9 protein-coding genes and 4 pseudogenes are annotated in these 12,856 nt (G+C 49.3%); 5 read left to right on the top strand and 8 right to left on the bottom strand.

Annotated features, from left to right (window positions below; translation table 11 throughout):
- Positions 1–15 precede the first annotated feature (15 nt).
- Entirely contained in the window at positions 16–345 is a 330-nt protein-coding gene (locus tag ABRP31_RS10040) for a DHCW motif cupin fold protein (protein WP_349971009.1), read from the bottom strand.
- A gap of 379 nt (positions 346–724) precedes the next feature.
- On the opposite strand from ABRP31_RS10040, the pseudogene ABRP31_RS10035 reads away from it, so the two are divergent.
- The 4 genes and pseudogenes from ABRP31_RS10035 to ABRP31_RS10020 form a co-directional block, all read left to right on the top strand.
- Positions 725–832, top strand: a pseudogene (locus ABRP31_RS10035) (hypothetical protein); the annotation flags it as partial.
- Positions 833–1,677: 845 nt separating this feature from the next.
- On the top strand, positions 1,678–2,775 hold the full coding sequence (locus ABRP31_RS10030) for a hypothetical protein (protein ID WP_349970900.1): 1,098 nt from the start codon (positions 1,678–1,680) through the stop codon (positions 2,773–2,775).
- Between the two features lie 252 nt (positions 2,776–3,027).
- A complete protein-coding gene (locus tag ABRP31_RS10025) occupies positions 3,028–7,035 on the top strand; it encodes a hypothetical protein (protein WP_349970901.1) in 4,008 nt (1,335 codons plus the stop codon).
- 140 nt (positions 7,036–7,175) lie between these two features.
- Positions 7,176–7,823: pseudogene (locus ABRP31_RS10020) on the top strand (SOS response-associated peptidase family protein).
- Between the two features lie 345 nt (positions 7,824–8,168).
- On the opposite strand, the gene ABRP31_RS10015 reads toward ABRP31_RS10020, so the two are convergent.
- The 7 genes and pseudogenes from ABRP31_RS10015 to ABRP31_RS09985 all read right to left on the bottom strand — a co-directional run.
- Entirely contained in the window at positions 8,169–8,966 is a 798-nt protein-coding gene (locus tag ABRP31_RS10015; RefSeq protein WP_349970902.1) for a DNA adenine methylase, read from the bottom strand.
- Positions 8,967–9,120: 154 nt separating this feature from the next.
- Positions 9,121–9,615: a lysis system i-spanin subunit Rz gene (locus ABRP31_RS10010; RefSeq protein WP_349970903.1), complete on the bottom strand. Its 495-nt coding sequence runs from the start codon at positions 9,613–9,615 to the stop codon at positions 9,121–9,123.
- A complete protein-coding gene (locus ABRP31_RS10005) occupies positions 9,612–10,049 on the bottom strand; it encodes a cell wall hydrolase (protein WP_349971010.1) in 438 nt (145 codons plus the stop codon). Before ABRP31_RS10005 ends, ABRP31_RS10010 begins: the two co-directional genes overlap by 4 nt.
- Positions 10,050–10,107: 58 nt before the next feature.
- Positions 10,108–11,150: pseudogene (locus tag ABRP31_RS10000) on the bottom strand (phage late control D family protein).
- A 57-nt stretch (positions 11,151–11,207) separates the two neighbouring features.
- Positions 11,208–11,864: a hypothetical protein gene (locus tag ABRP31_RS09995; RefSeq protein ID WP_349970904.1), complete on the bottom strand. Its 657-nt coding sequence runs from the start codon at positions 11,862–11,864 to the stop codon at positions 11,208–11,210.
- Between the two features lie 63 nt (positions 11,865–11,927).
- Complete coding sequence (locus ABRP31_RS09990; RefSeq protein WP_349970905.1) at positions 11,928–12,134, bottom strand: tail protein X; 207 nt, start codon at positions 12,132–12,134, stop codon at positions 11,928–11,930.
- A pseudogene (locus ABRP31_RS09985) lies at positions 12,109–12,279 on the bottom strand (phage tail protein); the annotation flags it as partial. The pseudogene ABRP31_RS09985 and the gene ABRP31_RS09990, both read right to left, overlap by 26 nt.
- Before the next feature lie 27 nt (positions 12,280–12,306).
- Between ABRP31_RS09985 and ABRP31_RS09980 the strand changes: the two are divergent.
- Positions 12,307–12,849 (top strand): phosphohydrolase, encoded by a 543-nt coding sequence (locus tag ABRP31_RS09980; protein WP_349970906.1) that lies wholly within the window; start codon positions 12,307–12,309, stop codon positions 12,847–12,849.
- Positions 12,850–12,856: the final 7 nt, after the last annotated feature.

The following is a 12,856-nucleotide window of genomic DNA, read 5'->3' as shown; positions in this document are numbered from 1 at the left end:
GATGTTTAAAGCGCTTCAGTCCACCACAAACAACTTGGCACCGGTAGTGGTAAATGACCGATGCCCCTCGGCGTCATTGCTCACTTGGTAGCTCATACCGGCAGTGAGGATGAACTGTCGACCATCCTCCAGTTCAGTGTGCAACTCACCCTCCAGACACAGCAGGATATGGCCTCTCCAACACCAGTGATCAGCAAGATAGCCGGGGCTGTATTCCACCATACGAACGCGAACCGAACCAAACTCACAGGTGCGCCAATAAGCAGTACCGGTTTCACCGGCATGTTCTACGGGTTCGATTGTCGACCAGTCGGTTGTACCGAATGGGAAAGCGCTGAGTTCGATCATGGCTGGCTCAAAACAGGAGGGATGCAAACCGTATCAGCCTGAAGGAATGGCTGATAGATACAGATTGCTTGTAGTCGCGGGATACAGCGCGCCTCAGTGACTGCGGCAAGCACCATAAATAGGCTGCCGCGCAATACGGCCCTTCAGACAGAATTACAACACGGCGGAGTCGTACCAAAACACGAGAGCGCCCTCTTGAAGCACTAGCGACTTAGCATGGCAGCCGTATCCAGCTGAAACTCATCATCAATGGCGAGTTGCTTCATTATGACGCCGTCGGTTCTGCCCCTCCTACTCTGGTAAACTCCCCCCCTCATCACGCCGTGATCAGCGCCGACTGACACCGTCCAGAATTGGTACAGATACGTTGAACACCATGTCGCCCGAAGCTCTCAACAATGTTCGCACTACGCCCCCTGAACCCTCCCGCCGCTTCAGCGTCGCTCCCATGATGGACTGGGCCCACTCTTGGTTCGGGCACTGTCCTACGTGACCTGCACGAAAGGTGGCTATTCTTCGTACCACTTCTGTACCACCCACTGCGTGTGTGTGTTTACCTCAAATATCGAATCGGCCCGAGGATAGCTGCAGTCAGCGGTTTTCAAGTCTCCAGACTTTTCTATAAACAGAAAATTACAGAATTATCAATTCCTAAAACATGACATTCGCAGTGCCCTGCACACCACATTATTCGGTTCTGAAGGCGTTTGTTTCGGAACGTCATCCCAAGGCTTACAGGCGGCAAAGGGTCACAAAAATTATGCTCCACCCCGTCGGATATCCGATCGGGTTCTGAATCTGGCAGACGCAAAACGCGCACCTGATTAGGGCTTTGTCGCCGTTCTCATTTTAAGGAATGTCCCTTATGAATATGTCTGAACTCCAGAACTGCTATCGACATAACTCAGCTCTGCCGGACTTGATCGGCAGCTATCGGACGATTCTGTTGAAAACAGCCGGTTTACCCAAACTGCTCAAATATTGATGGATAGAAACACCCTTTTTTTGCGGCTACGTGAAGTCCGAGCAAGGCAGCCTCTGCTGAAGGAAAGGATTTCGCTCTCAGGCGCGTACTTTTCAGCCATCGAAACCAGCTGGATTTTTTCAACACAATCGGACCATCGCTGCCTTTCAGTTACCATTATTTCCTAAGAAATCCACCACGAAATATGGAGCTATCCATGTGAATGTGCAAAGGTCATATGCTACGGTATTGTGATGAATTTGCACGACACAAAATTGCTTAAACTGTTTGCCAGCAAGCGCGCCATTCGTCAATAATCGAAAACTCTAGCAACGCTGCATTACCAAGCAATGCAACCGACTAAAATGGAAGTTGATTTTATGAGACCACAGGACAGCAAGGAATTTTTTAAAACTTACAACACCTGCGCAGAAAAACTTGCCCAATATAATCTAACTATAGCTACGCTTGCAGAAATATATGACGACCATACAGTAAAAACTCCAGCATTAGAGGACACGGCTATACTTTTGGCCTCAACAATTCAGAAGATTCCACTCGTTCACTCCGTGCGATGGAGAATCAAAGACGCGAAGCGTCTAATTTCGAAAATAATTAGAAAGCACGAGGCCGGTAGTGAGAAGTACAAAGATATTAATGCATCCAACTACCGTTCGATAATTCAAGACCTCGTAGGCTTGAGAGCGCTACACCTTTATAAGAGCGGCATGTTCTCTATTGACGACGAGATCAGGAAAACGCTAAATATCCTAGAAGGGCCCACTGCTTATATACGGCAAGGTGATTTGAAATCGGCTATGGAAGGCAAGGGTTTTACAGTACAGGAGCACGCTGATGCCTACCGGTCTGTGCACTACATAATCCAGACCACACCCTATAAAGAAACTACTTATACAGAACTTCAGGTCCGCACCATCTTCGAAGAAGGGTGGGCGGAAATCGATCATGACATCCGGTATCCCGACTACAACGACAATGCGGTGGTGAAGCAGTTTCTGAGCATCTTCAACCGCCTGTGCGGCGGAGCAGATGAAATGGGCGACTTCGTAAAGACACTGACTGATGCGCTCTCTGCTGGAGAATCCGGCGAATCACGCGAGTCGAAAGACACCCCATCCCAGATAAACTCGCTCAAAAACAACCTCTCTAAACTGCAAACCCTACCAGCTTCAGACGCGCAACATGAAATCATCGAAGCCCTAGCGCAACAAATCAACGAGCTAGAAGCGAGCTATACACATACAATAGTTGTTGCGAATAATGCGGTGAAAAACTCCTACGAAGGGCTCAACGGTTGGGGCTTGGCGGCCCGACTTATTTCGGATGTGATTGCCGCGTCTGCGGCAGCAGAAAAAGTCAAACAAGCGCAACCTATAATACTGGATATGGGGAAGGCAGTTACCCTAGACATCCCAGCGAGTAAGCATGGAAACCATAAATAGGCCCCCTTCCTACCTGGCCTGGCTCGCAATTCCCTTCGCACTTCTCGATGCTCTCCACCAAGAGCTAAAATAACCATTAGGGAACGTCTACTATTTGACCGATAGCTACCAGTGACTCCGGAGGTCATTGAAAATCAGAGGCTTACGTATTTCTATAAGTGGCCCTTGTCGTTAGGTACTAGTGAACACAAACGACGGACAACGGTGTCAATCCTATCAACCCGATATGGTAACCAACCAGCAGGATGCATCATGAAAGAAATCACACTGGAAAAACTGAATAGCACGTCTTTTGAAGGTATCGTTAAAGCATTAGCAATGGAAAAACTTGGTCCCGCTGGCCATGTCTTTCCTCCCGGCCCAGATGGGGCACGGGATTTTTCTTATGAAGGTTTAATAGAAGGCTATCAAGCTCAAAAGTGGGATGGTTATCTGGTAGTCCAAGCGAAGTTTAAAGAAAAGCTTCGTGGAGGCAGTGATGTCACATGGTTAATTGATCAACTTTCAGGCGAGCTAGCCAAATTTACCCGACCAAACTCGACCTACAGAAAACCACAATACTATATTATTGCAACAAACATCAACTTATCTGGAGCAGATACAAAAACCAAAACCTCAACAAGAAAGAGCGGATTAACAAAAGTTTCTGACCACATGAAAACCTGGGTCAATCAGATCGGCCTCAAAGGTTTTGATATATGGCCATCTGAAAAAATCGAAACCTTTCTCACTGCCTCAGAGGCGATTAGAACTGCCTATCTACCGTCCTTACTCGCAGGAGACGTTTTAAATAAACTTTATAGCAAACTAAATAAAGACCAAAAAAACCTAGAATACGCACTAAAAGTTTCACTTATACATTTATTAAAGAGAGACAAAAATGTCAGACTAAAAGATGCCGGCAGTTTGACCGATGATGCTATAAGAGCAAGCCAAGTATTCGTGGACCTGCCCACACGCCCGCTGACTGGCGTATCAATAATGCACTCAGGCCCTTTTGTAAAGCGCACCATTTATGATTCGAAAGGCATTTTTAGAGCTCAAAATATTGGCACAGACTCATCCCAAAAAAGAGATAGGAGGAATAAAATCGTTCTTCTTGGGGGTCCAGGACAAGGAAAATCTACAGCATCGCTTTTTCTCACGCAGCTTTTCCGCGCAGCTCTACTGAGAGAAACACCCAATCAGACTTTTGATGATCAGACTAATGAACTAATTACCGAAATTTTTGAGCGCGCGATCAACGAATCTATAGATGATGTGCTGCCAAGCAGATACCCAGCCTGGGTATCATTGCCTCAATTTGCTGACAAAATTAGCGCAGCAAAAGCTGGCAAAGTGAAAAAACCAAGTATCTTATCATTCATCGCCAACGAAATCTCTGATACCTCTCACATAGAGATCACTGTTAGCGACCTGCGTGATTGCCTTAAAAACTTCCCATGGTTTTTCACTTTTGACGGACTAGATGAAGTTCCACCAAGTGGAGAACGCGAATCTGTGTTGGCAGCAATTCAAGACTTAATAACTGAAGTTGAACTTCTTAATTGCGATGCTTTTTTTGTAGTCACAAGCAGACCGCAAGGCTATAACTCTGACTTTGACCCAGAACAATGGACTCATAAAGAGCTCAAGGACCTCCCCCTTACAACAGCTCTTTCCTACGCCAAACTACTTGCTAAATCGTATTACAGGGACGACCCCTATAGACAGCAAAAAATCGTTGATCAGTTAGAGCGCTCCGCCGATCGAGCTTCGACTAGGCGTCTAATGAAGAGCCCACTGCAAGTCACTATATTACATATGATAGTTGACACTGGCGGCGGAGTACCTAGCTCTCGATGGAGCCTGTTCCATGAATACTTTGAAATCCTGAAAAAGCGAGAAAAATCAAAGGGAGGAGAAGTACAGCGAACACTCGATAAAAATCTAACCCAGATCGGCCCTATTCACCAACGTGCGGGCCTACGCCTTCACGTAGACGCGGAAGTAGCCGGAAGTGCAACAGCGTCGCTAGATATGTATAAGCTGTCAATCCTTATCCGCAGCTTCTTAGTAAAAGAAGGCTTCGAGGAAGTTGAAATTCAAGAAAGGCTTGCGGAGTTGACCGAGCTAGCGCTCAACCGACTAGTGTTATTGTCCTCTCGAGAGGAAGGTAAAATAAGCTTTGACGTCAGGTCTCTCCAGGAGTTCATGGCGGCCTCCGCCTTGACAGCTGAGTCACCACAAGTAATTGAAGAGCGCCTGCTATTACTGGCAGGAAAGTCACACTGGCAACATGTGTTCACTATCGCCGCGAGTCGTTGTTTTTCTGAAGATAATCTACACTATCTCAGATCGGCAATTACCCAAATACCAAAAAGGCTTGAAGATAGTCGACCACATCAACTCGTGGGCAACGGAGCACTCCTCTCCCTCGCTTTATTCTCAGATGATATCGCAGCAGACCACCCAACTTTTCGCCGACTTCTTGCTCTGCATGCTTTGGAGACTCTACTACACGACTTCGACCACAATGCGGACCTGAATATCCTCATAGAACCCCACACAGAACAATGCATCTTCGATGCACTTCGCGACAAATATATCACTCATACTGATGACGCAGTGAAAGCTGCTGCGTGGGAACTTATAATTTCTCAGTCAACAAAAGGCCACCCAGTAGCCAAGCAATATTTAAGCCAATACTGGCCTTCCTGCACAGTTACTTGTTTTGAAATCATAAAACATGGCACCTTTCCTGCGCTTGATATCGAGTTTCACCCACTAGTACTCAAAACTTTAGTTCAAACGTCATTTTGCAAAATCCTATCAAACGCACCGACTTTAATATCCAGATTACTGTCCGATTTTTTTCAGCCTGAGCTTGATCCTGAAAGCCTTGAAATAATAAGCACTAGTAATCCCGGCATTATTGACACACTTAAAATATTTAGTCCTGGAAAAATTGAAGTCCCTGCATTGGGCCTACCTGGTTCTGTGAGCTCCGTGACAGCAAAACTCATAAAAATCGATGGACTATCGGGAATACCAAAGCCTCCCCCATCTATAAAACCCCATCCAGAGTGGGAATTTTTATTTACTTCAATCGACTTTTCAGACGCTCCAACTCGTGCGAACCTCGAGGCATGCGTCAGCGTTTATGATCAACTTTCGATATCTGATGACGATAAGAGTACTCTTTTAGACCACGTACCATGGGTAATACCCACCGCCATATCTTCATGCTCAGACCACTCGATTAACCTGAGCAAAATCCCAGACAGTTTCGACCTTGGTACTTTCGAGGACTGGAACCGAGCCGAACAGCGCTTTCTGTCCAAAGGATTCACACTTGAGGATTACTTTTTTCAAAGTAAACAGACAAATATTACCTCAGACATTTCGGAAACCGGTATTGGTCACTTCACTGGTTATTCACTGAACACCCAAGAGGATCCATCACCCGTCATTACTTATTATGTTGAAAAATGGCATCAAACGACAGATGAAAAAGCCAAAGAACTGCTCGAAAAATTTATTCAATATGAATTAATCACTCACAAAAGCTTTATCGACCTCGATCAGAAACTAACTTCAAATTTAATACACATACTTAACAATTACATCTCCAACCCGCAACACGATAGTCGCTTTATTTATCACGAGTCAGTTACAAAAATCAAGGATTTTGCATTAAAAGAATCAGACATCTTTAAACTAGTTAATATTGCTAACAAGGTAAAAGTAACTTTTCAGGAGCAGTTCGTAGAACCTTCTCAAGAGTCAAACTTTCACTTGCTGTGTTCCCATATCGATCTAGACACAAACAAAAAATCCCTCCTTAATATTGTATGCATTCTTAGAACCATATACAAAAATTCCACCACAACTTTGCGCCGACATTTGTTGTCCGAGCTCGCCAATGACATCGATAAAAATATATCTTTTTCCGCAAATACAATCCTATTTCTTGACAATCACAAAAATGCAAATGACTATGCTCAGGATATTATACCCTTGCTCAAACTTGATACTGAATCCAACCACTTCAACATACTGCTTAATGTCATTGAAAACCACAACCTAAAACTTCAATCCAAAATAGATCTAACATCCGCGCTAGTTGAATATTATCGGATCCACAATCATGCCAATTCAGTGAAACTCAAAACCAAGCTTAAATCATTCTTAGACTCGGAGTTTAGCGGCTTAGCAGAACAGGAAACATGGCTGAAATTAAGCTTACCTGGAGACGCGCACCTTCCTAACTCTCTATAAAATTACGCACAAAAAAGCCCATAGCGAGGCACTACCCTGGAGGGCTTTAAATGCACTTCAGGGTAATAGCCACTAAAAAGCAAGCTCATAGAACGAAAACTCAAAATTTCTCGTTCTTTAAGCAATCAGGTTGAACTTCATTGCAGATCTTGATCAATGGCTACAACGAGCGGTCCATTAAACGCTAAAAGGTAGCGCCGAGCACTCGCGTGGTAATTAGTCGGGGGTGGAGGAAAGTCTGAGCGTAGACAAAGTCCGCTGTGAATGTTCACCATTCTGGGCGAAGGAGAAAAGGCATGCCCCGATTAATGTGAGGGTCTAGACAGCGACGACAGGGAAGTTTTTCAAGCAGCTCAGGCCGAATGGACGCGTGTTTGTACCCGCAAATGGCTAGCTTGAGTGGGTCAAGGATGCTAAACGACCCGAAGAAAAAACAGCCCTAATTCATCAAGCTGAAAAGCCAGGCACCCATGTTTTATGGCGGACTGGCTCAGGTGGCACCCGGGTTGGAACCGATGGATGAGAATGGATTTGTGACCATCACCGCAGTCAGCGATCAAGGCATAGTCGACATTCACGATCGGCGACCGTTCGTGCTGAAGCCGGAATAGGCGAGTGAATGGCTTGATCCTGACCTTTCACCCGAACGTGTTACAGAGATTGCCATGGAGTGCTGCAGGCCGGTCGACGAATTCGAATGGTACGCAGTGGGCAAAGAGGTCGGGAACGTCAAGAATCAGGGCGTGCAACTGCTGCGCCCTGCTCTTCACAACAACATCATCCCTTAGTAACACCGACCTCTTCATAGCCTGGCGTAGGGACCATCCCTAAGACTGACTTGAGCTCATGCCAGGGGTACTTGCCTCCATGCTCGGCAGGACAGCCCTTCGCATGGACAAACTGCTCCCCTGACTCAACGACCTGCTGGGTAGCCAGGCACTGAGTACAAATCATGAAACTGCCCATCATTGACCAGCGACCAGTCCAACCAATGATTTGGTCGCTGATTCGTTCTGAGTCGCTCAGGGCCTTGCAGTACTCGTATACATCAAACTCCTTTGACATATCTTTCTCCTTGTGGGCAAAGAACGGTAGATACCGATAGCTCACGCTTTGAAGAACAAACCAAGGGATCAGCAAAACAGCCCACCCAGATCGGCGGGAACCCAATTGGTAATCACCAGCTCTCCGCTCACATCGGCTTGGCCCAGTCGCTGGTTTGTGGTGGTGTACTGGATGTTCAATGTTTCAAAGTGAAAGCCATCGAACACCCGGCGAATATCCGGATGGTCGTTGATGCTGACCATCACCTTGCCCTTGCAGCGCCGCATGAAGTCGGCCATCCGCTCGAAATTCTCAAACGCAAAGTCGACGCCATAGCCGGTAGTCTGCCAATACGGTGGATCCATGTAATGAAAGGTGTGAGCACGGTCGTAGCGCTCAGCGCATTCCAGCCAGGGCAGGTTCTCGACATAGGTGCCAGATAACCTTTGCCAGGCTGCTGATAAGTTCTCTTCAATGCGAAGCAGGTTGATTGCCGGGGCGGTCGTAGCCGTGCCGAACGTCTGGCCAGACACCTTGCCAGCGAAAGCATGGTGCTGCAGGTAAAAGAATCGAGCGGCGCGCTGGATATCAGTGAGGGTTTCCGGGCGGGTCATCTTCTGCCACTCAAAGACCTGGCGCGAACTGAGCGCCCATTTGAACTGGCGGACAAACTCTTCAAGGTGATTTTGCACAACACGATATAAGGTCACTAGGTCGCCGTTGATGTCGTTCAAGACCTCAACGGGAGCCGCCTGGGGACGCATGAAATACAGGGCCGCACCTCCGGCGAACACTTCAACGTAGCATTCATGAGGTGGGAAAAGAGGGATGAGGCGGTCGGCCAGGCGACGTTTGCCGCCCATCCATGGAACGATAGGTGTGGACATTAATTGCAAACCTTTACTGTATGGATAAACAGTTGCTAGACTCCGCTCCGCTTTGTGCACGAAGCGGGAGTCTTGGCTGGACTTGCAGGAAAAGGGCTGCGGGTTCGGCGTTCAGTCCGGATGTTGACGCATCCGGGCTGATCGCTCCTTTTGATTACTCGGCCTGTCCGAGACAAACCGTTCTGACGTACTGCTGCAGTGCGCTCAGTTGCCGGATGGCGTCGTCGCCGTCTGTTCCGGTATGGAGAATTCTTTCCGCAACCGCTGGGTCAAGTTCGGCTCTACCTTCTTCATCAGGCTGGCCGGTGGGGCTTGGGGCGGCTCGCACAGCGGGACAACTGGCTTTGACGTACACCCGCTGAGCGCCAGTAGCGACAGCAGCAAGCAGGGGCTTATTCGTTTCATCGGCTTTGGCCTGATCCTGAGTGTGCTGCGTGTCGAGATCGAGCAGCAGCTTCTGGGTTTTCTTTCGGGATTCATTGGCAGCGGTGAGCTTCCCCACCTTTTCTCGCTCCGCATTACGCTCAACCGTGACGGCATCGCGGGCGACCTTCACGGCATCAAGGCGCAGGGCCAGGTACGCAACAGCCACCAACAGCGCCACCAATGCCCACACCCAGACGGGCACCAGTTTGAAGAGAGCCGTCATGGCACGTCCCGAAAGAAAATGTGACGGCCGAGCTTCAGCGTTCGCTTCGCATTGGCTGCCCAGTCCGGTGCTTTCGGCATCGTGGTGGAGTAATAGTGAGTGGCTCCACCAGTGGGATTCGGCTGTTTCCCATCGATGACGATTGCAGCGGCCTGACGGGCCTGAGCGAATTGGGCAGCGGGGATCGGCTCAGCACCGCTCAAAAATGGAAAGTTCGGATCGTTCTTGTTCCAGCAACTGAATTGCCAGGCTTTCTGGCATACGCCTGTATAGCCCTCACCCCACCAATCCGGTTTACCGTCGTTGTGCAAATCCATGTCCACGCGGTTGCGAATAGACCAGGCCACCGCGACCATACCCGCCAAACCTTCACCACGGGCTTCACCCCACAGCGTCCGGGCGAGGATGTCGCGGTCTCTTTCAGTAACAGTAATGCTTTTCTCCAGACGAAAAAAAACCGCTCAATGGCGGCCTTGGGGATCGATGGTTTCGTTACAGCTGTACGACCTTGACTGGCTTCTTCTCCTTCTTTTTCTTGCCTTTAGCTTTGGCTTTACCGGACTTGCCACCATTGCATTCAACGGTCGTTGTCCAACCAGACTGGGTGAACATCTGCTCAACTGAGTCGACCAGGTATTCGCCGTCCAGGCCAACCTTGAAGCCTTGGGCTTTCACGATGCGCTCTGCAAACAGGTCTGTACGCCCGGCCATCTCCAGTCGGACACCCGCCGTGCTGCGATTGAATGCTGCCAGCCGGGCCTTCGCAGCCTGTTCTGCTGCAGACTTGTTCGGATAAATGTGGCGGTCGGTGTGCACAGGTGGCATGCCATCCGGTGATTCGTCGTTGCTCAGCTCGACGACCTGTAGCTTTCCGTTTTTCTTATCCTGGTGCTTGGTCTGAACGGCCTTGTGCGTGGATTTGTCGCCAAGCCGGATTGCCAGCGAGATACATCACTGACCCGAATCGTGACCACCCCCAGCGCTTTGCCGCTCGCGCTCTCGCTACCCTGACGCGGCATCACCAGCAGCTTGCCGTCCGCAACCTTTGCGGTGCAGTCGTACTGTTTGGCCAGCCGAGTAATGAAATTGAAATCTGATTCATTGAGCTGATCAACACGGGGGATTTTCGTCTGCACCGGGCAGACAGGCTCCCAGCTATTACGAGCCGCCACGTCGCGAACAATCTGCTGCAGCGAAACGTTTTCCCAACTGCCACTACGCGTGGTCTTGCCACTGCCCCGCATATCACTGGCTTTACCGCGAATGACCAGGGTGCTCGGAGGACCCGACACATCGATGTCATCGACGGTGTAACGCCCTACTTTCGTGAGCGCGTGACCGGCGTATCCCAGTTGCACCTCGATACCCGCACCGCGCCGAGGCAACGCGATAGCACCATCGCGGTCATCAAGGCGCAGCTCGAACTCATCCGACTCTAGGCCTGGTTTATCAGAGGTACGTAAAGACAGCAGCCGATCATTGATCAAGGCGGTGATGTCCTTGCCATCGGCAATAACTCGAAAGGTCGGCTTCATAAAGTCTCGTGCAAAAAAAACCTCGCCAAGGCGAGGTTATGATTTATCTGATTGGGCCTAGAAAGCTTCAACTGGCTTGGCCTGCTTCTCTTCAATCCTCTTGGAATCGAATTTGGGGAATGAGAAACGAATCACTAGAGCGTTGAAAGGCGGCATACTCGCAGCTACCATATCTGCTGCGCGGATGTTGTCAGGTTGGGATGCGAGGACGCCTGCCAGATTCCCGTTCCCCTGGAGATCAAACTTGCCTTCCAGAAAGGTATAAGTGAACTTCCCAGAGTTGAGGCCAAGCGATTCATAACGGTTAACCATTGCCTCCAAATCTTGATCTGAAGGCGTATCAAAGAGCTCAGCGATGTCCAGCGCTGTTTTGTCATCAGTCATACGAACTATGGTGAACGTCTTATTAAGTGCAGCACGAACATCAGAATACGCAGCTTGGCTAAAGGCCGTCATCAGACTGACCATCGTCAATTTCGAATCGGAAAATAAGAGCGATAGCGTGAAACTTCTACCGAGGAAGTCGACCTTGTTTCGGCATAACGCGTCTTGACCCACAGACTTCGTACAGTTGTAAAACCCTTTCACAGCTGCATAGGTTTTTTTATCGGTGCCGTACGCATAATCTTTGAACAGATTATCTGCAGCCCAAGCCGCATTCATATTAGTCATACCTGCAGCTAACAGCAGTAAAGCCCCTATTGTCTTACGCATTGTTCCATCCGGTAGATTCGATTAATGGCGGTAGGCTACCAGCGTGATTCTAACTTGTCTTGCTCAATCCCACAGCTGTATGAGCTCCTCATTCGTAACCGGCATATCCGGTAGCACGATCAGCACCCCCGCACGGAACGGTTGAGGCTCATCTGCCAGCCCCTGATTGGCATCCAGCACCGCCTCAACAGAGCCATTCAGGTGCCCATAATACTGCTGACACAGGGTGTCCAGCAGGTCGCCGTTAGACGTTCTGCAGGTCTTCGCCATAACTCACAAACTCCAGTGAAAAGCCCTGTTTGCGAGGAATGCCCCCAGCAAGCAAATGGCTCTGTTCTTCATCGACATTAAGCAGGCACCAGTTGCCCAGCACCTCGCCATAGCCTGTAGTGAGGCTCAACGGTTGCAGGTTGCTGGCCGATCTGGTTAAGGAGGCTGCGTGATGAGCCGGATATTAACCATGACCGGCCAGTCGTTCGATTTCTACGCGCCGGAAGCCGATCAGATCGACCCACGGGATATCTCACACGCCCTGGCCCACTTGTGTCGATTCAACGGTCACTGCCGAGACTTTTATAGCGCGGCCCAACACAGCTGCATCGTCGCGGACTTAGTGCCAGAGGAGCATAAGTTAGCCGCCCTGCTTCACGACGCCACCGAAGCTTACGTGGGCGACATGGTGTGCCCGCTCAAAGAGTTGATGCATGCCTACCAAGACGTCGAGAAATCGATATGGGAACGGATATGCACCCGCTTCGACCTCGAGGCTGACCTACCAGACGAAGTGCACCAAGCGGACCATGTTGCAGTTGCCACAGAACGCCGCGACCTCATGCCACCCGATACGGCCATCTGGCAATGGCTGGTAGGTATCGCCCCATCGAACGACATCATCCGGCCCTGGTCACCACTTGAAGCGCGGCTCACCTATCACCAGCGGCTGATGGCTCAGCTCGCTATCGAACACCGGAGGAAAGCGGCATGACTCACAC

The sequence above is a fragment of the Pseudomonas caspiana genome (assembly GCF_040224095.2).
Classification (GTDB): domain Bacteria; phylum Pseudomonadota; class Gammaproteobacteria; order Pseudomonadales; family Pseudomonadaceae; genus Aquipseudomonas; species Aquipseudomonas caspiana.
This window is presented reverse-complemented; position numbering and strand designations above follow the sequence as displayed.